This window comes from Micromonospora haikouensis, from assembly GCF_000876225.1.
Lineage (GTDB): Bacteria > Actinomycetota > Actinomycetes > Mycobacteriales > Micromonosporaceae > Micromonospora > Micromonospora haikouensis.
The window spans coordinates 2,718,636-2,744,122 of sequence record NZ_JXSX01000001.1 but is presented as its reverse complement, the minus strand read 5'-3'; the positions used below and the strand labels follow the sequence as shown (position 1 = coordinate 2,744,122).

Below are 25,487 nucleotides of genomic sequence, written 5' to 3'. Positions count from 1 at the left end.
CATCTCAGGAGATTCCAAACTCTTTGCTGATGAAGTCGAAGATCTCGTCGTCGCTGGCCGCGTCGAGATCGGGCCGGTCCTGCTCCGCGGCGGGGCCGGCGGCGAGGTCGGTCGCCTTGGCGAGCAGGTCCCGCACGCGGGCGGTGAACCGGTCCCGGGCCGCCGGGTCGAGCGGGATGGTGGTGAGCAGGCTCTCCACGGTGTCGATGCCGGAGAAGATGGGCTGGGTGGACGGGGCCGCGTCGGCGGCGATGTCGCCGGCCAGCCGCTCGGCGAGCGCGGCCGGCGTCGGGTAGTCGAACACCAGCGTCGCCGGCAGCCGCAGCCCGGACAGGGCGTTGAGCCGGTTGCGCAGGTCGACGGCGGTGAGCGAGTCGAAGCCCAGGTCGGTGAAGAGCCGGCCCGGGTCGACGGCGTCGGCGCTGGCGTGACCGAGGACGGCGGCGATGTTGGCCCGGACCACGTCGAGCACGACCTTGAGCCGTTCGGGGCCGGCCAGGCCGGCGAGCCGCTGGGTCAGCGGCACCCCGCCGGTGCGGGTGCCGGCGTCGACCGAGCGCCGCATCGGCGCCCGGACCAGGGCCCGCAGCAGCGGCGCGAGGGCACCGGCCTCGGCTTGGGCGCGCAGCGCCGACACGTCCAGGCGCATCGGCACGACGGCCGCCGCGTCGAGCCGCCACGCCGCGTCGAAGAGGTCCAGGGCCTGCCCGGTGGCCAGGCCCGCCGCGCCCTGCTCGGCGATGCGCCGCACGTCGGCGTCGCCGAGGTGGCCGGTCATGCCGCTGGCCTGCTCCCACAGGCCCCAGGCGAGGGAGATGCCGGGCAGCCCCCGGGCCCGCCGGTGCGCGGCGAGCGCGTCGAGGAACGCGTTGGCCGCCGCGTAGTTGGCCTGGCCGGCGCTGCCCAGCGTGGCCGCCGCCGAGGAGAACAGCACGAATGCGGCGAGGTCCAGGCCGGCGGTGAGCCGGTGCAGGTGCCACGCCGCGTCGATCTTCGGCACGGCCACCGCGTCGACGCGTTCGGGGGTCAACGACTCCAGCACGCCGTCGTCGAGGACACCGGCGGCGTGCACGACGGCGGTGAGCGGGTGCGCGGCGGGCACCCCGGCCAGCAGCGCCGCGAGCGCGTCCGGGTCGGCGGCGTCGCAGGCGGCGACGGTCACCCGCGTGCCGGCCTCGGCCAGCTCGGCGACGAGGTCGCCGATGCCGTCGGCCGCCGCGCCGCGCCGCCCGGCCAGCAGCAGGTGCCGCACGCCGTGGGTGGTGGCGAGGTGCCGGGCCAGGATCCGGCCCAGCACGCCGGTGCCGCCGGTGATCAGCACGGTGCCGTCGGGGTCGACTTCGCCGGGCAGCGGCTCCACCCCCGCCGGGACCCGGCCGAGGCGCGGCGCACGCACCTGGCCGGCCCGCACCGCGAGCTGCGGTTCGCCGGAGCCGATCGCGGGGGCCAACGCGGCGGCGCTGGCCGGGTCGGCGTCGAGGTCGACCAGCTGCAGCCGGCCCGGGTGTTCGAGCTGCGCGGTGCGCAGCAGGCCCCACACCGGGGCCTGGGCCAGGTTGACCGCCGGCCGCTCCCCCGCCGCGACCGCGTCGCGGGTGACCAGCACCAGCCGGGACCCGGCGAACCGGTCGTCGGCGAGCCAGGTCCGCACCGCCGCGAGGGTACGGTGCGTCGTGGCCCGCGCCTGCGCGGCGAGCCCCGGGTCCGCGTCGTCGTTCCCGCCGCCACCGACCCCGACGATCACGGCCTCGGGCGCGGGTTCGCCCCCGGCGAGCAGGTCGCCGAGCGAGTCCAGGTCGACGTCGCTGCGCACCCGCGCGCCCGCCGACTCGCAGGCTGCGCTGAGGGTCAGGTCGTCGCCGCCGAGCACCGCCCAGCGGGTGGCCGCCGGCACCGGGCCGGTCGGCACGGGCAGCGCCGGCCAGTCCACCTGGAACAGCGACTCGTGCCGGCCGGAGCGGGCCGCGCCGAGGGAGTCACCGGAGACCCGGCGCATGATCAGGGACTCGGCGTGCAGCACCGGCGCGCCGGTGGCGTCGGCCACCTGGAAGGCGACCCCGACCTCGCCTGCCGCGCTGACCCGCACCCGCAGGGCGGTGGCCCCGGCGGCGAGCAGGGACACCCCGGTCCAGGCGAACGGCAGCCGGGGCACGGTGGCGTCGCCGCCGTCGCCCATCCGGCCGAGGAAGCCGCCGATCGACATGGCCTGCAACGCGCCATCGAGCAGCGCCGGGTGCACCCCGAACCGGCCCGCCTCGGCGTGGTGGTCGGCGGGCAGCTCCACCTCGGCGAAGACCTCGTCGCCCCGGGTCCACGCGGCGCGCAGGCCGCGGAACGCCGGCCCGTACCCGAAGACGGTCGCCTCGATGCCGGAGTAGAAGTCGTCGTTCTCGACGGGGGTCGCGCCGGGCGGCGGCCACACCCCGAGGTCGAAGGCGGGCGGGTCGGCCGGGGCCGGGGCGAGCAGGCCGGTGGCGTGGCAGGTCCAGGCCACGTCGGCGAGGATCTCGTCGGAGCCGTCCCGGTACGGGCGGGAGTGCAGCTGCACGGCCCGGCGACCGTCGTCGTCGCGTTCGGCGACGGTGAGCTGCACCTGGAGGGAGCCCAGCGCGGGCAGGACGAGCGGGGCGAGCAGGGTCAGCTCGTCCACCCTCGGGCAGCCGGCCTGCTCGCCCGCGTACGTCGCCAGCTCCACGAACGCGGTGCCGGGCAGCAGGATGTTGTCCATCACCCGGTGCTCCCCGAGCCACGGGTGGGTACGCACCGACAGCCGGCCGGTGAACACCATCCGCTCGCTGTCGGGGAAGGTGAGAGTGGCGCTGAGCAGCGGGTGTCCGGCGTCCTGGAGGCCGGCGGAGGCGACGTCCTGCGCCCGGTGCGCGGGCGGCTCCACCCAGAACCGCTGGTGCTCGAACGCGTACGTGGGCAGGTCGACGGTCGCCGTCTCGGCGAGCACGGTGCGCAGGTCGACGGGCAGGCCGATCGCGTGCGCGGTGGCCAGGTTGGTCAGGAGTCGAGTCGGGTCGTCGTCACCCCGCCGCAGGCTGCCCAGGGTGTGGCCGGTGACCCCGGCGTCGTCGAGGATCGCCGTCACCGGCATCGTCAACACCGGATGCGGGGAGATCTCCACGAACGTGGAGTGCCCGGCGGCGATAGCGACCCGGACGGCGGCATCGAACTGGACGGTCTGCCGCAGGTTGTCATACCAGTAGTCCGCCGTCATCGACGCCGGATCCACCCAGTCACCCGTCAGCGTCGACACGAGCCGAACCCGACCCGGCTGCGGGGCGACGTCGGCCAGGTCGGCGCGCAGCCGCTCGGCGACGTCCTGCACGGACGGGGAATGCGACGCGTAGTCCACCGGAATCAGCCGCGCCCGGATCCCCTCGGCCTGGCAGGCGTCCACCAGATCCGCGACGGGCTGCGGCGGCCCGGACACGACCACCGTGCCGGGCCCGTTCACGGCGGCCACACCCACACCCGGGAACGCGGGGAGGCGCTCGGCCACCGCGTCGGCGGACAGATCCACCGACGCCATCGCCCCAGTCCCGCGCAACACCGCCAGGGCACGCGACCGCAACGCCACCGTCTTCGCCGCATCCTCCAGGGACAGGATCCCCGCGACACAGGCAGCGCCGATCTCGCCCTGCGAGTGACCCACCACCGCCTGCGGGGACACGCCCGCGTGCTCCCACACGGCGGCCAGGGCGATGCCCACGGCCCACAGGACCGGCTGCACCACCTCCACCCGCTCCAACCACGACTCGTCATCCCCGGTCAACACCGACACGAGATCCACGTCCAGGAACGGGGCGAGGGCACGCTGGCACTCCGCCAGGCGCGCGTCGAACACCGGCGTACGACCGACCAGGCCGGCGGCCATGCGTGCCGACTGCGCGCCCTGACCCGGGAACACGAACACCGGACCCGCACCGTGACCCGACGCCACACCGGCCACCACATTGCCCGCCGGAGCGCCTGCGGCGAGCGCGTCCAGACCAGAGAGGAACTCCTCCACACCCGCGCCGACCACGGCGGCCCGCTGGTCGAACGTCGACCGGGTCGTCGCCAGAGACCAACCGACCGCCGCGGTGTCCAGCACGCCGTGCTCCCGCACGTACGCGGCCAGCCGCTCGGCCTGACCGGCCAGGGCCGCCTTCGACCGGGCCGACACCGGCCACACCGTCACATCGGCGGCCAGCAGCCCGGGGACGCCGGTGACGGCCGGGGCCACAGGCTCGTCGCCCTGCTCGACGATGACGTGCGCGTTGGTGCCGGAGATGCCGAACGACGACACCGCCGCCCGACGGGGCCGGTCCACCGCCGGCCACGGCCGCGCCTCGGTGACCAGGTCCACCGCGCCCGCAGACCAGTCGATGTGCGGCGACGGCTCGTCCACGTGCAGGCTCGCCGGCACCACACCGTGGCGCATCGCCTGCACCACCTTGATCACACCCGCCACACCCGCCGCCGCCTGCGCATGACCGATGTTCGACTTGATCGACCCGAGCAGCAGCGGCCGGTCGCCGGGACGGTCACGCCCGTAGGTCGCGAGGAGCGCCTGCGCCTCGATCGGGTCACCCAACGTGGTGCCGGTGCCGTGCGCCTCCACCACGTCCACATCCGACGTGGACAACCGGGCGTTCGCCAGGGCCTGCCGGATCACCCGCTGCTGCGACGGACCATTCGGCGCGGTGAGACCGTTCGACGCGCCGTCGGAGTTGATCGCGGTGCCGCGTACCACGGCGAGGACGTGCCGGCCCTGCCGGCGAGCGTCGGAGAGCCGCTGCACGAGGAGCATGCCGACGCCCTCGGACCAGCCCGTCCCGTCGGCCGACGCCGCGAACGACTTGCACCGCCCGTCGGCGGCGAGGCCGCGCTGGCGGGAGAACTCGACGAAGGCGGTGGGGGTGGCCATGACCATCACGCCGCCGGCCAGAGCGAGGTCGCACTCGCCGGCACGCAGCGCCTGCCCGGCCCAGTGCAGGGCGACCAGCGACGACGAGCAGGCCGTGTCGAGGGAGACCGCCGGCCCTTCGAGGCCGAACGTGTACGCCACCCGGCCGGAGATGACGCTGCTGGTCATCCCGGTCAGCATGTAGCCCTCGGCGGCCTCCGGCGAATACGCGAGCAGGCTGCCGTAGTCCTGGCCGCTGGTGCCGACGAACACGCCGGTGCTGCTGCCCCGCAGCGTGGCCGGGTCGATGCCGGCGCTTTCGAAGGTCTCCCAGGTGGTCTCCAGCAGCAGCCGCTGCTGCGGGTCCATGGCGAGGGCCTCGCGGGGGCTGATGCCGAAGAAGCCGGGGTCGAACCGGTCGACGCCGCGCAGGAAGCCGCCGCCGCGGGCGTAGAAGGTGCCGCTGGCGTCGGGGTCGGGGCTGTAGAGGCTGTCGAGGTCCCAGCCCCGGTCGGTGGGCAGGTCGGTGATCGCGTCGACGCCGTCGGCGACGAGCCGCCACAGGTCGTCGGGGGACCACACGCCGCCAGGGAGCCGGCACGCCATGCCGACGATGGCGAGGGGCTCGTCGTCACCGACTGCGACGCTGGTGGTGGCGGTCCGGACGGGCACCGGCGTGCCGGCGATCTCCGTGCCGAGGTGGGCGGCGAGGTCGGCCGGGGTGGGGTAGTCGAAGACGAGGGTGGCGGGCAGCCGCATCCCGAACGCGTTGTTGAGGCGGTTGCGCATCTCGACGGCGGTGAGCGAGTCGAAGCCGAACTCGCTGAACGCCCGGCGCGGCTCGATGGCGGCCGGGTCGGGGTAGCCGAGCACTGCGGCGGCCTGCCCCCGGACGATCTCCACGAGGGCGGCGACCCGGTCGGCGTCGCCGAGCGCGGCGAGCTGCTGGACCAGGGACGCGCCGGTGGTCGCGGCGGCGGCGCGGGCGGGGGTGCGGATCAGGGCCCGGTACAGCGGCGGGATGCTGCCCCCGGCGAACTGCACCTTCATCGCGGCGAGGTCGAGGCGGGCGGGCACGAGGGCGGCGTCGCTGCGGCGGCAGGCGGCGTCGAAGAGGGCCAGCCCCTCCTCGGCCTCCATGGCGGCGACGCCGGAGCGGGAGATCCGGTTGAGGTGGACGTCGTCCAGTTCGGTGGTCATGCCGCTGCGGTCGGCCCACAGGCCCCAGGCGAGGGTGAGGGCGGCGAGGCCGCGTGCCCGGCGGTGCTGGGCGAGGCCGTCGAGGAACGCGTTGGCGGCGGCGTAGTTGCCCTGGCCGGGGCCGCCGGCGGTGGCGGCGAGCGACGAGTACGAGACGAACGCCTTCAGGTCGAGGTGGGCGGTCAGCTCGTGCAGGTGCCAGGCGGCGTCGACCTTGGGCCGCAGCACGCCGTCCATCCGCTCGGGGGTGAGGGAGGAGACGACGCCGTCGTCGCGTACCCCGGCGGCGTGGACGACGGCGGTGAGCGGGTGCGCGGCGGGGATGGCGGCGAGCAGCTCGGCGACGGCGTCGCGGTCGGCGACGTCGCAGGCGGCGGCGGTGACGGTCGCACCGAGTTCGGCGAGTTCGGCGCAGAGTTCGGGGATGCCGGCGGCGGCCCGGCCGCGCCGGCTGGCCAGGACGAGATGCCGGACGCCGTGGACGGTGACGAGGTGCCGGGCCATGAGCTGCCCGAGGGTGCCGGTGGCGCCGGTGACGAGCACGGTCCCGTCGCCGTCGAACGGGGCGGCGGGCGGCTCGGCGGGGGCCGGCACGCGGGTGAGCCGGGCCCCGGCGGCGACGCCGGCCCGGATGACCACCTGCGGCTCGTCGGTGTCGACGGCGGCGACGAGGGCGGCGGCGCAGCCGGCCGGGTCGTCGACGTCGACCAGCAGGAACCGGTCGGGGTTCTCCGACTGCGCGGAGCGGACGAGGCCGATGACGGCCGCGCCGGCCAGGTCGGTCAGGTCGGCGTCGGCGGCCGTGGCGACGGCACCCCGGGTGAGCACGACGAGCCGGGAGGTGGCGTACCGGTCGTCGGCGAGGAACCGCTGCAGCACGTCGAGCGCCCGGTGGGTGACCTCGGCGACGGCGCGCGGCACGTCGTCGGTGGCCGGCGGGTCGAGGAACGGCACGACCAGCACGTCGGGGGCGTCCGTGCCGGCGTCCAGCGCGGCGGCCAGGCCCGCCAGGTCGGGGTACGCGGCGACGGCCGTCCCGGTGGCGGCGAGCGCGTCGGCGAGGCCGGCGGCGTCGCCGAGGACCGCCCAGCCAGTGGTCGACGGGCCGGCGGGCAGGGCGAGCGGGGCCCACTCGATGCGGTACAGCGACTCGGTGCCGCCGCCGGAGGCGACGCGGAGCTGGTCGGCGGAGACGGGCCGCAGCACGAGGGAGCCGACGGAGATGATCGGCGCGCCGTCGACGTCGGCGAGGAGCAGGGAGACGCTGTCGGTGCCGGTGTGCGAGACGCGGACCCGGGCCGCCGCCGCGCCGGCCGCGTGCAGGGCGACGTCGTTCCAGGAGAACGGCAGCCGGCCGTAGCCGGGCGGCACGTCCGCGCCGGACGGTTCGCCGGCCGGCGTGGTGAGGCCGAGGGTGTGCAGGGCGGCGTCGAGCAGCGCCGGGTGCAGGCCGTACCCGCCGGCCTCGGCGGCCGGGGTCTCCGGCAGGGCCAGCTCAGCGAAGAGGTCGTCGCCACGCCGCCAGGCGTTACGCAGCGCGATGAAGGACGGGCCGTAGTCGTAGCCCTGGGCGGCGAGGTTGAGGTACAGGTCGTCGGTGGGGACCTCGGTGGCGCCGGGGGGCGGCCAGGCGGTGAGGTCGGACCAGCCGGGCGGGCCGGCGGGGGCGGCCGGGCCTCCGGCGAGTACGCCGCTGGCGTTGCGGGTCCAGCCGCGCTCGCCGCCCTCGGCCGGTTCGCTGTCGACGGCGGAGTGCAGGGAGACGGACCGGCAGCCGGTGTCGTCGGCGGGGCCGATCCAGAGTTGGATGTCGACGCCGCCGGTCTCGGGCAGGATCAGCGGCGCTTCCAGGGTCAGCTCGCGGACGTGGTCCGCGCCGACGTGCGCGCCGGCCTGCAACGCCAGTTCGACGAAGCCGGTGCCGGGCAGCAGCACGGTGTCGAAGACGACGTGGTCGCTGATCCACGGGTGGGTACGCCGGGCGAGCCGCCCGGTGAACAGGAAGCCCTCGGCGTGGGCGACGCCGACGGCCGCGCCGAGCAGGGGGTGCTGGGCGGGGCGCAGGCCGACGGCGGTGACGTCGCCGGTCCACCCGGCGCCGGCCTCGGGCCAGTACCGCTGGTGCTGGAACGCGTACGTGGGCAGGTCGACGCGGGTGGCGTCGGTGCCGGCGAACCACGGCCGCCAGTCCACGGTGGTCCCGTGCACGTGCAGTTCGGCGAGGGCGGCGAGCAGGGCCTCCGCCTCGGGGCGGTCCTTGCGTCCGGCGGCGACGGCGAGCACGCCCTCGGCGTCGGGAAGGATCTCGGCGGTCAGCGCGGTGAGGACGCTCGACGGCCCGATCTCCAGGAACGTGCCCGCCCCGGCGGCGCGCAGGGCGGCGATCCCGTCGGCGTAGCGGACGGCCTCGCGGACGTGCCGCACCCAGTAGTCGGCGGTGCGCAGGTCGTCGGCGTCGGCGAGGGCCCCGGTCAGGTTGGACACGACGGGCAGGACGGGAGCGGCGAAGGTCAGCGTGGCGAGGACCGCCCGGAACTCGGCCAGCATCGGCTCCATCAGCGGGCTGTGGAACGCGTGGCTGACGGTCAGCCGGCGGGTGCGCACGCCCCGGCCCTGCCAGAGCTGCTCGACCTCGTCGAGGGCTTCGACGGCCCCGGAGACCACCACGGAGGTGGGCCCGTTGACGGCGGCGATCCCGACGTCGGCCCGACCGGCGATCGACTCCACCACCTCGGCCTCGGCCGCGTTGACCGCCAGCATCCCGCCCCCGGCCGGCAGCGCCTGCATCAACCGGCCCCGGGCGGCCACGAGCTGGCAGGCGTCGGCCAGGGACAGCACCCCCGCCACGTGCGCGGCGGTGATCTCACCGACCGAGTGGCCCCCGACGAAGTCAGGCACCACCCCGAACGACTCCACGAGCCGGAACAACGCCACCTCGACGGCGAACAACCCGGCCTGCGTGAACACGGTCTGGTCGAGCAACGCCGCCTCGGCGGAGCCCTCCGGCGCGAACAGCACCTCCCGCAACGGCTGCGGCAGCAGCGGATCCAGGTGACCACACACCTCGTCCAACGCCGACGCGAACACCGGGAACGCCGCGTACAACTCCCGGCCCATGCCGGCGCGCTGCGCGCCCTGACCGGAGAACAGCACCGCGAGCGGACCCCGGTCGGCGGCCTGGCCGACCACCGCGCCGGACGGGTCCCCGGCGGCGAGGGCCCGCAGCCCGGCGGCGAGGTCGTCGCGGCCGGCGGCGGCGACGACCGCCCGGTGGTCCAGGGTGGAGCGGGTGGCGACCGACGAGAAGGCGACGTCGAGGGGGCGCAGGTCGGCGTCGGCGTCGAGCCGGTCGGCCCAGCGGCCCGCCTGCGCGGCGAGCGCGGCGGCGTCGCGGGCCGACACCACCACCGGTACGACCGGCCGGTCGGCCGGCGGCGCGGCGTCGGCCGGGGCCGGCTCGGCGGTCGGGGCCTGCTCGACGATGACGTGGGCGTTGGTGCCGGACACCCCGAACGACGACACCGCCGACCGGCGGGGCCGCGCGACGGACGGCCATTCGGTGGCCTCGGTGACCAGTTCGACGGCGCCCGCGTCCCAGTCGACCTGGGGGGTGGGGGCGTCGACGTGCAGGGTGGGCGGCACGACGCCGTGCTGCATGGCGAGGACCATCTTGATCACACCGGCGACGCCGGCGGCGGCCTGCGCGTGCCCGATGTTGCTCTTGATCGAGCCGAGCAGCAGCGGCGCGGCGTCGCCCCGGTCCTGCCCGTACGTGGCGAGCAGCGCCTGCGCCTCGATGGGGTCGCCGAGGCGGGTGCCGGTGCCGTGCGCCTCCACCACATCGACGCCGCCGGCGGCGAGGCCGGCGTTGGCGAGGGCCTGCTGGATCACCCGCTGCTGCGACGGCCCGTTGGGGGCGCTCAGCCCGTTGGACGCGCCGTCCTGGTTGACGGCGGAGCCCCGCACCACGGCGAGGATCGGGTGGCCGTTGCGCTGCGCGTCGGAGAGCCGCTCCAGCAGCAGCACGCCGACGCCCTCGGACCACCCCGTCCCGTCGGCGGCGGCGGCGAACGCCTTGCACCGGCCGTCGGCGGCCAGGCCGCGCTGCCGGGAGAACTCGACGAACGCGGCCGGGGTGCACATGGCGGTGACGCCCGCGACGACGGCGAGGGTGCACTCCCGCTGTCGCAGCGCCTGCCCGGCGAGGTGCAGGGCGACCAGCGACGACGAGCAGGCGGTGTCGATCGTGACCGCCGGCCCCTCCAGGCCGAACGTGTAGGAGATCCGGCCCGAGACGACGCTGCCGGCGTTGCCGGTCATCAGGTGCCCCTCCAGGCCCTGCGCGGCGCCCATCAGCACGCCGCCGTAGTCCTGGCCGGTGGAGCCGGCGAAGACGCCGGTGCGGCTGCCCCGCAGCGAGTGCGGGTCGATGCCGGCCCGCTCGAAGACCTCCCACGAGGTCTCCAGCAGCCACCGCTGCTGCGGGTCCATGGCCAGGGCCTCGCGGGGGGAGATCGCGAAGAAGCCCGGGTCGAAGTCCGCCAGGTCGTGGACGAAGCCACCCTGGCGCGTGTACGAGGTGCCGGACTGCTCGCCGTCGGCGTCGTAGAGCGACCCCAGGTCCCAGCCCCGGTCGGCCGGGAAGTCGCCGACCACGTCCCGGCCGGACGCGACGACGTCCCACAGGTCCTCGGGCGAGCGCACGTCGCCGGGGAAGCGGCAGCTCATGGAGACGATGGCGATCGGTTCCTGCTCGCCGGCCTCCACCTCGCGCAGGCGCTGCCGCACCTGGTGCAGGTCGGCGGTGACCCGCTTGAGGTAGTCGAGAAGCTTCGCCTCGTCAGCCATGGACCGCCCACTCCTTGTGTTGACCCGTCGATCCGTGTTGGTCCGTCGCCCCGGCAGCGTTCATGTCAGGACACCCCCAGCTCCCGGTCGATGAAGTCGAAGACCTCGTCGGGGGTGGCGTCCTGGAGCTTCTCGGCGACGGTGTCCCCGCCCGCGCCCGCCGGGGCGTCGTCGGCGTTGAGGGAGGCCAGCAGGGCCCGCAGCCGCTCGGTGATCCGGATCCGGGCGCTGCGGTCCGGTGCCGAGCCGGTGAGCGCCGCCTCCAGCCTGTCCAGCTCCCCGAAGACCGGCGCGACGCCGACCACTCCGCCGTCGACGATCGCCGCCCGCACGTACTCGGCGAGGCCGGCGGCGGTCGGGTAGTCGAAGACGACCGTGGCGGGCAGCCGGACGCCGGTCGCCGCGGTGAGCCGGTTGCGCAGCTCCACGGCGGTCAGCGAGTCGAAGCCGAGTTCCCGGAACGCCCGGTCGGGTTCGACGGCGTCCATCGAGGCGTGCCCGAGCACGGCGGCGGCCTGGCCGCGTACCAGGTCGAGGAGGGTCTTGCGCCGCTCGGCGTCGGTCTGCCCGGCGAGCAGCGCGGCGAGGGACTCGGCGTTCGTGCCGGCGTCGTCGGCCCGCGCGGCGGCGGCCTGCTGCGCCTCGGCGATGCCGGCGAGCAGCGGGCTGGGCCGGACGGCGACGAAGCCGGGCACGTACCGGGCCCAGTCGATGCCGGCCACCAGCGTCGCCGGCTCGCGCCGGGCCACGCAGTGGGCGAGCACGGCGAGCGCGGGGCCGGTGTCGAGGCGGGCGACGCCGGTGCGGCGGCGGCGCTCCTCCACCGCCGGGTCGGCGGCGGCCATCCCGCCGGCCGCCCACGGTCCCCAGGCGATCGACGTGGCCGGCAGGCCCTGCCGGTGCCGCTGCTCGGCCAGCGCGTCGAGGTACGCGTTCGCGGCGGCGTAGCTGCCCTGCCCGGCCGCGCCGAGCTGCCCGGCCATGGCGGAGAACAGCACGAACGCGCGCAGCTCCCGGCCGACGGTCAGCTCGTGCAGGTGCAACGCGCCGAGCACCTTGGGCCGCAGCACGGTGGCGATCCGGTCGGCGGTGAGCCCGTCGAGGACCCCGTCGTCGAGGACGCCCGCCGCGTGCACGACGGCGGTCAGCGGCGCGTCGGCCGGCACCTCGGCGAGCAGCTTCGCCAGGGCGGCCCGGTCGGCGACGTCGCAGGCGGCGACGGTGACCCGCGTGCCCGCCCCGGTCAGCTCCCGGACCAGCTCGGCGGCGCCCGGGGCGTCGGCGCCCCGGCGGCTCACCAGCAGCAGGTGCTCGGCGCCCCGGGCGGCCAGCCAGCGGGCCACCTCCGCGCCGAGGGCCCCGGTGCCGCCGGTGACGAGGGTGGTGCCCCGGTGGTCGGGCTCGTCGGCGGCGGGGGTCCCGCCGGGGGCCCGGACCAGCCGGCGGACGAGGATCGTGGCCCCGTCGACCGCGACCTGGTCCTCGCCGTCGAGGCCGGCGAGGGCGGCGCAGAGCAGGTCCCAGCCGTGGTCGTCGAGGGTGGCCGGCACGTCGACCAGGCCGCCCCACCGCTCGGGGTGTTCCAGGGCGACGACCCGGCCGAGGCCCCACAGCAGCGACTGCTCCGGCCGGTCCACCGTCCCGCCCCGGGTGGTGCCGGCCGCGCCCCGGGTGACGCACCACAGCGGTGCGGCCACGTCGAGGTCGCCGAGGGCCTGGACCAGGGCGAGGGACCGGGCGAGGAACGGCGGCACCGGCTGGGTGTCGTCGACCGCGCCGTCGGCGAGGGCGAGCAGCGACAGCACCCCGTCGGCGGGGACCCGCCCGCCGTCGCCGTCACCGGTCGCGGAGGCCAGGTGGGCGGCGACGGCGGCCCGGTCGGTCAGCTCCTCGGGCAGCAGCACCAGCCGCACGTCGGCGCCCCGGCGGGTCAGCTCGGCGACGGCCGCCTCGCCCTCCCCCGCGTGGCGCTCGTCGGCGACGATCCACCAGTCGCCGGAGAGGAAGCTGACGGGCGTGCCGGTGTACGGCTGCCAGACGGGGCGGTAGCGCAGGTCGTCCAGGGTGGAACGCTCGCGTTGCTGCCGTCGCCAGGAGGCGAGCACCGGCAGGGCCGCGCCGAGCCGTTCGAGGGAGTCGGTGGCGTCCTGCGCGGTGAGTTCCGCGAGCGCGGCCAGGTCCTCCCGCTCGACGGCCGCCCAGAACGCGGAGTCGACGCCGCTCGGGGCCTCCTCCGCGCCGGCCAGCTCGGCCTTCGTGGGCCAGTACCGGCCCCGGTCGAACGCGTACGTGGGCAGCGGCACGGTGCCGGCCTCGGCGAGCACCCGGGTCAGGTCGACGGGCAGGCCGATCGCGTGAGCGGTGGCGAGGTTGGTCAGGAGTCGCGTCGGGTCGTCGTCACCCCGCCGCAGGCTGCCCAGCGTGTAACCGGTCGCCCCGGCGTCGTCGAGAATCGCCGTCACCGGCATGGTGAGCACCGGATGCGGGGAGATCTCCACGAACGTGGAGTGCCCGGCGGCGATAGCGACCCGGACGGCCGCGTCGAACTGGACGGTCTGCCGCAGGTTGTCATACCAGTAGTCGGCCGTCATGGTCGCCGGGTCAACCCAGTCGCCGGTCAGCGTCGACACGAGCCGAACCCGGCCCGGCTGCGGGGCGACGTCGGCCAGGTCGGCGCGCAGCCGCTCGGCGACGTCCTGCACGGACGGGGAGTGCGACGCGTAGTCCACCGGGATCAGCCGCGCCCGAATGCCCTCGTCCTGACACGCCTGCACCAGATCGGCGACAGGCTGAGGCGGCCCGGACACCACCACCGTGCCGGGCCCGTTCACGGCGGCCACACCCACACCCGGGAACGCGGCCAGGCGGGCGGTCACCGCGTCGGCGGACAGATCCACCGACGCCATCGCCCCGGTCCCCCGCAACACCGCAAGTGCCCGGGACCGCAACGCGACGGTCTTCGCCGCGTCGTCCAGGGACAGGATCCCCGCCACACACGCCGCACCGATCTCACCCTGCGAATGCCCGACCACCGCCTGCGGCGAAACGCCCGCGTGCTCCCACACGGCGGCCAGGGCGATGCCCACGGCCCACAGGACCGGCTGCACCACCTCCACCCGCTCCAGCCACGACTCGTCGTCGCCGGTCAGCACGGAGATGAGATCCACGTCCAGGAACGGGGCGAGGGCCCGCTGACACTCGGCCAGCTTCGCGTCGAACACCGGCGTACGACCGACCAGGCCGGCGGCCATGCGTGCCGACTGCGCGCCCTGACCGGGGAACACGAACACCGGCCCGGAGCCGTGACCCGACGCCACACCGCTGACCACATTGCCCGCCGGCTGACCGGACGCCAGGGCGTCCAGACCGGCGAGCAGGTCGGCCACACCCGAGCCGACCACGGCGGCCCGCTGGTCGAACGTCGACCGCGTCGTCGCCAGGGACCAACCGACCGCCGCCGGCTCCACGTCGCCGTGCTCGCGCAGGTGCCAGGCGAGGCGGGCCGCCTGACCGGCGAGGGCCGCCTTCGACCGGGCCGACACCGGCCACACCGTCACCCCGGCGGCGACCAGGCCCGGACCGCCCGCGCCGTCGCTGCCGGGGCCGGTGTCGGTGGCCTCGGCGGCGGGCAGGTCGTCGGGCAGTTCGAGGATGACGTGGGCGTTGGTGCCGGAAATGCCGAACGACGACACCGCCGACCGCCGCGCACGACCCGTCTGCGGCCACGGCGTCGCCTCGGTGGCCAACTCCACCGCGCCGGCGGACCAGTCGATGTGCGGCGACGGCTCGTCCACGTGCAGCGTCGCCGGGACGACGCCCTCTTGCATGGCGAGGACCATCTTGATGATCCCGGCGACGCCGGCCGCAGCCTGCGTGTGGCCGATGTTCGACTTGACCGACCCGAGCAGCAGCGGCGTCTCCCGCCCCTGCCCATAGGTCGCCAGCAGCGCCTGCGCCTCGATCGGGTCGCCCAGGGTGGTGCCCGTCCCGTGCGCCTCCACCACGTCCACCTCGGCCGGCGACAGCCCCGCCGACGCCAGGGCCTGCCGGATCACCCGCTGCTGCGACGGACCATTCGGCGCGGTAAGACCGTTCGACGCGCCGTCCTGGTTAACGGCGGAGCCACGAACGACCGCGAGCACCCGGTGACCGTTACGCCGGGCGTCCGACAGCCGCTCCACGAGAAGCACCCCGACGCCCTCACCCCAACCGGTGCCGTCCGCGCCGGCCGCGAACGCCTTGCAGCGGCCGTCGGCGGCCAGCCCGCGCTGCCGGGAGAACTCCACGAACAGCCCCGGCGTCGCCATCACGGTGACGCCGCCGGCCAGCGCGAGATCGCACTCGCCGCGCCGCAGCGCCTGCACCGCCAGGTGCAACGCCACCAGCGACGACGAACACGCCGTGTCCACCGACACCGCCGGCCCCTCCAACCCCAACGCGTACGCCACCCGACCCGACACCACGCTCGCGGCATTCCCCGTGCCCGCGAAGCCCTCCACCTCGTCCACGGCCACCATGAGCAGGGCCCCATAGTCCTGGCCATTCGTGCCGACGAACACCCCTGTTCGCGAACCCCGCAACCCCGCCGGATCAACCCCTGCCCGCTCCACCGCCTCCCACGACGCCTCCAGCAGCAACCGCTGCTGCGGGTCCATCGCCATCGCCTCACGGGGCGAAATGCCGAAGAAAGCCGCATCGAAGTCGGCCGCCTCGTAGAGGAAGGCGCCGCTGCGGACGTAGGAGGTGCCGGAGGAATAGGGGTCGGGGTCGTACAGCCGGTCGATGTCCCAGCCCCGGTCGCCGGGCAGGTCGGACACGGCGTCGCGGCCGGCGTGCAGCATCTGCCAGAACCGTTCGGGGTCGACGGCTCCGCCGGGGAACCGGCAGGACATGGCGACGATGGCGACGGGCTCGTCGTCGGTGAGCGACACGGGGGCGGTCTGCGTGACCGCTTCGGCCCCGCCGCCGAGTTCCTCGTGCAGGTGCCGGGCGAGGACGGTGGGGGTGGGGTAGTCGAAGACGAGGGTCACCGGCAGGCGCAGCCCGGTGGCGGTGGCGAGCCGGTTGCGCAGCTCCACGGCGGTCACCGAGTCGAAGCCGAGGTCCCGGAACGCGTGGTGCGGGTCGACGGCGTCGCCGCCGGCGTACTTGAGGACGGTGGCCGCCTGGCCGCGCACCAGGTCGAGCAGCGCGGCGCGGCGCTCGTCGGCGCTCATCCGGCCGAACGCGGCGGCGGGGCCGGCCTCGTCGGTCTCCTTCGCCTCGGCGAGGCCCTTGCTGGCGGCGAGCTGCTGCGCCTCGGGGATCTCGGCGATCAGCGGGCCGGGCCGGGTGGCAGTGAACGCGACGTAGAACCGGTCCCAGGCGATGTGGGAGATGGTCAGGTACGTCTCGTCGTGCTCGACGGCCTGGTGCAGCGCGGCGACGGCGAGCCGGGGGTGCATCTCGGGCGCGCCGTGGCGGTGCAGCATCCGGCCGAAGTCACCCTCGGCCATGCCGCCGCCGCCCCAGGCGCCCCAGCCGATGGAGGTGGCGGGCAGGCCGAGGCCGCGGCGGTGCTCGGCGAGGGCGTTGAGGAACGCGTTGCCGGGGGCGTAGTTGCCGACGCCGGAGCTGCCGACGGTGCCGGCCATGGAGGAGAACAGCACGAACGCGTCGAGGTCGTGGTCGCGGGTCAGCTCGTGGAGGTTGAGCGCGGCGGTGACCTTGGCGCTGAGGGCGTAGTCGACCTGGTCGAGGGTGAGCGAGCTGATGACCGAGTCGTCGAGGACGGCGGCGGTGTGCACCACGGCGGTGAGCGGGTGTTCGGCGGGCAGGTCGGCGATGACGGCGGCGAGGGCGTCGCGGTCGGCGGCGTCGCAGGCGGCCACGGTGACCCGCGCGCCGAGCCCGGTCAGTTCGGCCTCCAGCTCGGCGATGCCGTCGGCCTGCCGGCCGCGCCGGCTGAGCAGCACCAGGTGGGACGCGCCGTTGGCGGCGAGCCAGCGGGCCATGTGCCCGCCGAGGGCGCCGGTGCCGCCGGTGACGAGGGCGGTGCCGGAGGGCCGCCAGGTGCGGGTGGCGGGGGCGTCGCCGAGCGGGGCGCGCAGCAGCCGCCGGCCGAACGCGCCGGCCCGGCGCAGGGCCACCTGGTCCTCGCCGTCGGCTCCGGCGAGGATGCGGGCGAGGCGGCGGCCGGTGGTGTCGTCCGGGTCGGCGGGCAGGTCGACGAGGCCGCCCCAGCGGTCGGGATGTTCGAGGGCGGCGACCCGGCCGAAGCCCCAGGCGAGCTGCTGCCCGGGGTGCGGCAGCGGGTCGGCGGGGTCGGTGGAGACCGCGCCGCTGGTCAGCGCCCACAGCGGGGCGCGGACGCCCGCGTCGCCGAGGGCCTGGGTGAGGGTGACGGTGGCGGCGAAGCCGACGGGCACGTGGGGGTGGGCGGGCGTGGGCGTCTCGTCGGGGGCGAGCAGGGAGACGATCCCGGCGGCGGGGTGGGTGGCGGCGAGGTCGCGCAGCCGGGCCGCGAGGGCGTCGCGGTCGGTGCGGTCGGCGGCCAGGGCCACGGGTACGACGGTCGCGCCGCGCCGGGCGAGGGCGTCGCGGGTGAACGCGGCCAGCCCGGCGCGGGCCTGCTGCTGTCCGGCGGCGCTGCCGTCGGTGCCGGTGCCGGTGTCGGTGCCGGTGCCGGTGCCGTCCGGGCCGGTGACCAGCCACCAGGTGCCGGTGAGGGCGGGCTCGTCGCCGCCGTCCGCGGCGACGGGCAGCCACGCGTCGCGGTACCGCCACGAGTCGATGGTGGCCTGGTCGCGGTGCCGGCGTCGCCAGGCGGTGAGGGCGGGCAGCACGTCGGCGAACGCCGCCTCGGGCACGGTGCCGCCGTCGGTGGCGTCGGCGAGTTCGGCGGTGAGCGCGGCCAGGTCGCCGTTCTCGACAGCGGCCCAGAACCGGGCGTCGGACTCGCCCTCGGTGGCGGGGCCGGCGGCCGGGGCGGTGGTGGTGGCGGGCCGCGGCCAGTAGAGCTGCCGCTGGAACGGGTACGTGGGCAGGTCGCGACGGCGCGCGGGCAGCCCGGCGTACGCGGGTCGCCAGTCGACGGGCGTACCCCCGGTGAAGACCTCGGCGACGGCCCGGTGGAACCGGCCGAGGTCGCCCTCGTTGCGCCGCAGGGTGCCGGTGACGGTGACCGCGCCCGGGTCGGCGGCGGCCAGCTCGACGCTCTCCTGCACGGCCATGGTGAGCACCGGGTGGGCGCTGACCTCGACGAACGTCTGGTAGCCGGCGGCGACGAGGCTGCGCACCGCCTCGTCGAAGCGGACGGTCTGGCGCAGGTTGCGGTACCAGTAGTCGGCGTCGAGGCCGGCGGTGTCGAGCCAGTCGCCCGTCACCGTGGACCAGAACCGGATCTCGCCGGTGCGGGGGGCCAGCCCGGCGAGCAGGTCGACCAGCTGCTCGCGCAGCGGCTCGACGTGCGCGGAGTGCGAGGCGTAGTCGACGGGCACCCGGCGGACCCGGGTCTCGCGGGCCTCGTAGTGGGCGACGAGTTCGTCGAGGGCGGCGGAGTCGCCGGAGACGACGACGGAGGTGGGGCCGTTGACGGCGGCGAGCGCGACGCGGCCGTCCCAGCGGGCGATGGTGGCGGTGGCCTCGTCGGCGGTGGTGGCGACGGAGACCATGCCGCCGTCCCCGGCGATGCCGGCGATGATCCGGCTGCGCAGGGCGACCACGGCCGCCGCGTCGTCGAGGGTGAGGGCCCCGGCGACGTACGCGGCGGCGATCTCGCCCTGCGAGTGGCCGACGACGGCGGCGGGGCGGACCCCGTACGACTGCCAGAGGGCGGCGAGGGAGACGCCGACGGCGAACAGGGTGGGCTGGACGACGTCGACGCGCTCCAGGGACGGTGCGTCGGGTGCGCCGCGTACCACGTCGACGGGCGACCAGTCGACGTACGGGCGCAGGGCCTCGGCGCAGGCGGCGAACGTGTCGGCGAAGACGGGGGCGGTGTCGAGGAGTTCGGCGGCCATGCCGACCCACTGGGAGCCCTGGCCGGGGAAGACGAAGGCGACCTCGCCGGGCGTACCGGTGCCGGTGACGGTATCCGGGGCGGGCCCGGCGGCGGCGAGCGCGCCCAGCGCGGCGGTCAGGCCGGCGCGGTCAGCGGCGAGGACGACGGCCCGGTGGTCGTGGGCGGCGCGGGTGTCCACGAGGGACCAGCCGACGTCGGCGAGGGCGTCGTCGGCGACGGTGTCGAGGTGGTCGGCGAGGTCACGGGCGCGGGCGGCGAGGGCGTCGGCGGTGCGCCCGGACAGCACCCAGGGCAGTTCCCGGGCCGGCGCGGCGGCCTGCTCCTCGGGGGCCTCCTCCTCGGGGGCCTGTTCGAGGATGGTGTGCACGTTGGTGCCGCTGATGCCGAACGAGGAGACCCCGGCGCGGCGGACGCCGTCGGCGGGCTCCCACGGGCGGGCCTCGGTGAGCAGCGCGACGTGCCCGGCGGACCAGTCGACGTGCGGGGTGGGCTCGTCGACGTGCAGGGTCGGCGGCAGCACCCCGTGCCGCATCGCGAGCACCATCTTGATCACCCCGGCGACGCCGGCGGCGGCCTGGGTGTGGCCGACGTTCGACTTGATGGAGCCGAGCCACAGGGGCCGGTCGGCGGGCCGGTCCTGCCCGTAGGTGGCGAGCAGCGCCTGGGCCTCGATCGGGTCGCCGAGGGTGGTGCCGGTGCCGTGCGCCTCCACGGCGTCGACCTGGTCGGCGGTGAGCCCGGCGTTGGCCAGGGCCTGCCGGATGACCCGCTGCTGGGCGGGTCCGTTGGGGGCGGTCAGCCCGTTGGACGCGCCGTCCTGGTTGACGGCGCTGCCCCGCACGATCGCGAGGACGGGGTTGCCGTCGCGGCGGGCGTCGGAGAGCCGCTGGAGCACCAGCAGGCCGACGCCCTCGCCCCAGCCGGTGCCGTCGGCGGCCCCGGCGAACGGCTTGCACCGGCCGTCGGCGGCCAGCCCGCGCTGGCGGGAGAAGCCAACGAAGATGCCGGGGGTGGCCATGACGGTGGCGCCGCCGGCGAGGGCGAGGTCGCACTCCCCCGCCTGGAGGGCCTGCGCGGCGAGGTGCAGGGCGACCAGCGACGACGAGCAGGCCGTGTCGACGGTGACGGCCGGGCCGTGCAGCCCGAAGGTGTACGACAGCCGCCCCGAGATGACGCTCGCGGAGGTGCCGGTGGCGAGGTAGTTCTCGTCGACGTCCCCGGCGGCCATCAGCAGCGAGCCGTAGTCCTGGCCGTTGGTGCCGACGTACACGCCGGTGCGGCTGCCGCGCAGCGCGGTCGGGTCGATCCGGGCCCGCTCGAACGCCTCCCAGGTGGCCTCCAGCAGCAGCCGCTGCTGCGGGTCCATGGCGAGGGCCTCGCGGGGGCTGATGCCGAAGAAGGCGGGGTCGAACTCGCCGGCCCCGGCGACGAAGCCGCCCTCCCGCACGTAGCTGGTGCCGAGGTGTTCGGGGTCGGGGTGGTACAGCTCGGCGATGTTCCAGCCGCGCTCGCCGGGCATCAGGGTCATCGCGTCGGTGCCGTCGGCGAGGAGGTCCCACAGCTGCTCCGGCGAGCTGACCCCGCCGGGGAACCGGCAGCTCATGCTGACGATGGCGACGGGTTCGCGGTGGGTGTCGGTGCCGGCGGCGACGACGTCGCCGGGGGTGTCGCCGGGCAGCCGGTTGGTCAGCCCGTGCAGGTGGGCGGCCAGCTCGGCGACGGTGGGGTGGTCGAAGACGAGGGTGGCGGGCAGGGTCATGCCCGTCTCGGCGGTGAGCCGGTTGCGCAGCTCGACGGCGGTCAGCGAGTCGAAGCCGAGGTCCCGGAAGGTGCGCTCGGGCAGCGGCCTACCGGCCGGGTAGCCGAGCACCACGGCGGCCTGGGTGCGCACCAGTTCGGTGAGCTGCGGCAGGGACCGGCCGACGACGACGGCCCGGACGGGGCCGGTCGCCACGGCGGGCACCCCGGGCAGGGCCGCGATCAGCGGGTTCGGCCGCCCCCAGGACGCGGCGAGGCGTCCCCAGTCGACGTCGGCCACGGTGACGGCCGGCCCGGCGGCGTTGACGACCCGGCCGAGGGCGGTGACGGCCTCCGCGGCGGGCAGCGGGTTGATGCCGCCCCGGGTGAGCCGGGCGGTGAGCGCGGCGGTGGCGGCGGCCATCCCGTCGGCGGCCCAGGCGCCCCAGGCGACGGCGGTGGCGGGCAGCCCCTGGGCGTGCCGCCACGCGGCGAACGCGTCGAGGTAGGCGTTGGCCGCCGCGTAGTTGCCCTGCCCGGCGCTGCCGACGACCCCGGCGAGGGAGGAGAACAGCACGAACGCGTCGAGGTCCCGGCCGGCGGTGGCGTCGTGCAGCACCCGGGCGGCGGTGGCCTTGCCGGCGAGGACGGCCTGCATCCGGTCGACGTCGAGGCCGTCGAGAACGCCGTCGTCGACGATCCCGGCGGTGTGCACGACGGCGGTGAGCGCGGGCAGCCCGGCGACCAACGCATCGACGGCAGCGGCGTCGGTGACGTCGCAGGCGACGACCCGCACCGCCCCGGTCCCCCGCAGCTCCTCGATCAACTCGGCGGCACCGGGAGCCTCCGGGCCGCGCCGGGACGCGAGCACCACCTCGGCCGCCCCGTTGGCCAGCAACCACCGCGCCGTGTGCCGACCCAACGCACCCGTACCACCGGTGACCAGCACCGTCCCCGACGGACGCCACCCCGACCCGACCGGCGGCGCGGCGGGCACCAGCCGCCGACCGAGGACGCCCTGCGGGCGGATCGCCACCTGGTCGTGGCCGGCGTCGGCGAGGACGGCGAGCAGGGCGTCCCCGCCCGCCCGGTCGAGCCGGCCGTCGCCGCTGTCGCTGCCGGGCAGGTCGACGCCGGTGCCGGCGTCGGTGCTGGTGCGGATGCCGCTGCCGGGCAGGTCGACGAGGCCGCCCCAGCGGTCGGGCTGTTCGAGGGCGATCACCCGGCCGAGGCCCCAGGCCGCCGCGGCCGACGGGTCGGCGATCCGCTCGCCGCCGCCGACGGAGACCGCGCCCCGGGTGAGGCACCACAGCCGGCCGGGCAGGCCGGTGTCGGCGAGCGCCTGGGCGAGGGTGAGCAGCAGCGCGGTGCCGGCGGGCACGGCGGGGGCGTCCGGCAGCGGCGCGTCCCGCTCGGGCAGCAGGCAGACCACCCCGGCCCACCCCGTCTCCCCGCCCGCGACCTGCCCGCCCGGTCCCCCGGCGTCTCCCCGCTCCCCCGCAGCCCCTCGCTCCGCGCCGGCGTCCTGTCCTGTTGCCGCACCGGACTCCCCGAGCCGCCGCAGCGCCTCCCCCAACTCGCCCCGCCCGACGCCACCGCGAACGCCGAGCACCTCGACCCGGGCCCCGCCCCGGCGCAGCGCCCCCACCACTCCGCGATCGTGCAGTTCCGGCCCCGACAAAAGCCGCGTTCCACCCGTTTCGGGGGCCGCAACTGCAAGATCGGCGGGGAGGGTGGGGGTGACGACCAGCCAGCGGCCCGGCAGGGGCCGGGTGGGGGCCGAGGCAGGGTGCACGGCTTCCCAGGCGACGCGGTAGGTCCAGGCGTCCAGCGCGGCGTCGCGCTGGCGGGCCCGCCGCCACGACGACAGCACCGGTACGGCGGGGGCGAGCGCCTCGATCGCGGCGGGATCGTCCTGCACGGCCAGGTGGGACGCCACCTCGGTCAGGTCGCCGCGCTCGACGGCGGCCCAGAAGTCGCCCTCGGTGCCGGCGGCGTGGACGGCCTGCGCGGCGGCGACCGCGCCGGCCTCGGGCCAGTACCGCTGGTGCTGGAACGCGTACGTGGGCAGGTCCACCCGGGACGCGCCGGTGTCGGCGAACCACGGCCGCCAACCCACCGGCACCCCGTTGACGTGCAGCTCCGCCAGGGCGGCCAGCAGGCCGGAGACCTCCGGCCGGTCCCGACGCTGGGCGGCCACCGCGAGCACGGAAGCCTCGGGCAGCGCCTCGGCCGTCAACGCCGTCAGGACGCTCTGCGGGCCGACCTCCAGGAACGTGTCCACCCCCGCCGACCGCAACGCCGCCACCCCGTCGGCGAACCGCACCGCCTCGCGGACATGCCGCACCCAGTAGTCGACGCCACGGATCTCGTCAGGATCGGCCAACGCCCCGGTCACGTTCGACACGACGGGCAACTCGGGCGCGGCGAAGGTCAGCCGCGACAGCACCGCCCGGAACTTCGCGAGCATCGGCTCCATCAACGGGCTGTGGAACGCGTGACTCACCGCCAGCCGACGGGTCCGCACCCCCCGCCCCCGCCACGCCTGCTCCACCACGTCCAGGGCATCCACCGCACCCGACACGACGACGGAGGCCGGACCGTTGACGGCGGCGATCCCGACCCGGTCGGACAGCCCGTCGCGCGAGGCCAGCCCGTCCAGCGACGCCAACACGTCCGACTCGGCCGCGTTGACCGCCAACATCCCACCACCGGCCGGCAACGCCTGCATCAACCGACCCCGCGCCGCGACGAGGGCACACGCATGCTCCAGCGACAACACCCCCGCCACATGCGCGGCCACGATCTCACCGACCGAATGCCCACCCACGAAGTCCGGCACCACACCGAACGACTCGACCAGACGGAACAGGGCCACCTCGACCGCGAACAACCCCGCCTGCGTGAACACCGTCGAGTCCAGCAGCGAAGCCTCGGCCGAACCGGGGCCGGCGAACAGCACCGGCTTCAGCGGCTGCGGCAGCGCCCGGTCCAGGTGCCCGCACACCTCGTCCAGCACCGACGCGAACACCGGGAACGACGCGTACAACTCCCGACCCATGCCCGCCCGCTGCGCGCCCTGACCGGAGAACAGCACGGCGAGCTGGCCGCGCGAGGTGGCCGTACCGGCGGAGACGTTGCCGGCCGGGGTGCCGGCGGCGAGGGCGCGCAACCCGGCGAGGAGGTCCTCGCGGCCCGTCGCCGCGACCACCGCTCGGCTGTCCAGGGCGGCGCGGGCGGTGACCGACGACCACGCCACGTCCACGGGACGCGCGTCGGCGTCGGCGTCGAGCCGGGCGGCCCAGCGGCCCGCCTGCGCGGCGAGGGCGGCGTCGGTGCGGGCGGACAGCAGCACCGGCACGGCGGGCAGCGCCCGCCCGGGGGCGACGGTCTCGACGGTGGCCTCGGGCTCGGGGGCCTGCTCGATGATGGTGTGCGCGTTGGTGCCGGAGACGCCGAACGACGACACGGCGGCCCGACGCGGCCGGTCCACGGCCGGCCACGGCCGCGCCTCGGTGGCGAGTTCCACGGCACCGGCGGACCAGTCGATGTGCTGCGACGGCGCGTCGACGTGCAGGGTGGGCGGCACGACGCCGTGCCGGATGGCCTGCACCATCTTGATCACACCGGCGACGCCGGCGGCGGCCTGGGTGTGGCCGATGTTCGACTTGACCGACCCCAGCAGCAGCGGCGTGTCCCGCCCCTGCCCGTACGTGGCGAGCAGCGCCTGCGCCTCGATCGGGTCGCCGAGCCGGGTGCCGGTGCCGTGCGCCTCCACGACGTCCACGTCCACCGGCGACAGGCGCGCCGAGGCGAGGGCGTGGCGGATGACGCGCACCTGGGAGGGGCCGTGCGGGGCGGACAGGCCGTTGGACGCGCCGTCGGAGTTGACGGCGCTGCCCCGCACGACGGCGAGGATCGGGTAGCCGTGGCATTGGGCGTCGGAGAGCCGGGCGAGCAGCAGCATGCCGACGCCCTCGGACCAGGAGGTGCCGTCGGCGGCGGCGGCGAACGCCTTGCACCGGCCGTCGGCGGCCAGCCCGCGCTGCCGGCTGAAGCCGACGAAGACCGCCGGGGTGGGCATGACGGTGACGCCGCCGGCCAGGGCCAGCTCGCAGTCGCCGTTGCGCAGCCCTTGCGCGGCGAGGTGGATCGCGACGAGCGACGAGGAGCAGGCGGTGTCGACGGTGACGGCCGGCCCTTCGAGGCCGAGCGTGTACGCGACGCGGCCGGAGATGACGCTGGTGGCGTTGCCGGTGAGCAGGTGCCCCTCGCCGTTCTCGGCCTGCGCCATGATCCCGTCGTAGCCGTGCGAGGCCGCGCCGACGAACACGCCGGTGCGGCTGCCCCGCATGGTGGCCACGGGCAGGCCGGCCCGCTCGAACGACTCCCACGCGGTCTCCAGCAGCAGCCGCTGCTGCGGGTCCATGGCGAGGGCCTCGCGGGGGCTGATGCCGAACAGGTCGGCGTCGAAGTCGGCGGCGTCGTAGACGAAGCCGCCCTCGGAGACGTAGCTGGTGCCGGGGTGGTCGGGGTCGGGGTGGAACAGCCGGTCCAGGTCCCAGCCCCGGTCTGCGGGGAACGGGCCGATGCCGTCCCCGCCGTCGCGGACGAGGTCCCACAGCTGCTCGGGCGAGGCGACGCCGCCCGGGTAGCGGCAGCTCATGGCGACGATGGCGATGGGTTCGCCGTCGCGGGCCTCCAGCTCCCGCAGCCGACGCCGGGTGCGCCGCAGCTCCGAGGTCGTACGCTTCAGGTACTCGACGTACTTCTCGTCCTCGTTGCTCACCGTGGACCCACCTC

2 protein-coding genes are annotated in these 25,487 nt (G+C 76.1%); both read right to left on the bottom strand.

The window, feature by feature from the left end; genetic code table 11:
* Nucleotides 1-4: 4 nt before the first annotated feature.
* Complete coding sequence (locus TK50_RS11430) at nucleotides 5-10,945, bottom strand: type I polyketide synthase (protein WP_043962720.1); 10,941 nt, start codon at nucleotides 10,943-10,945, stop codon at nucleotides 5-7.
* Nucleotides 10,946-11,010: 65 nt separating this feature from the next.
* Complete coding sequence (locus TK50_RS11425) at nucleotides 11,011-25,473, bottom strand: type I polyketide synthase (RefSeq protein WP_043962719.1); 14,463 nt, start codon at nucleotides 25,471-25,473, stop codon at nucleotides 11,011-11,013.
* Nucleotides 25,474-25,487: the final 14 nt, after the last annotated feature.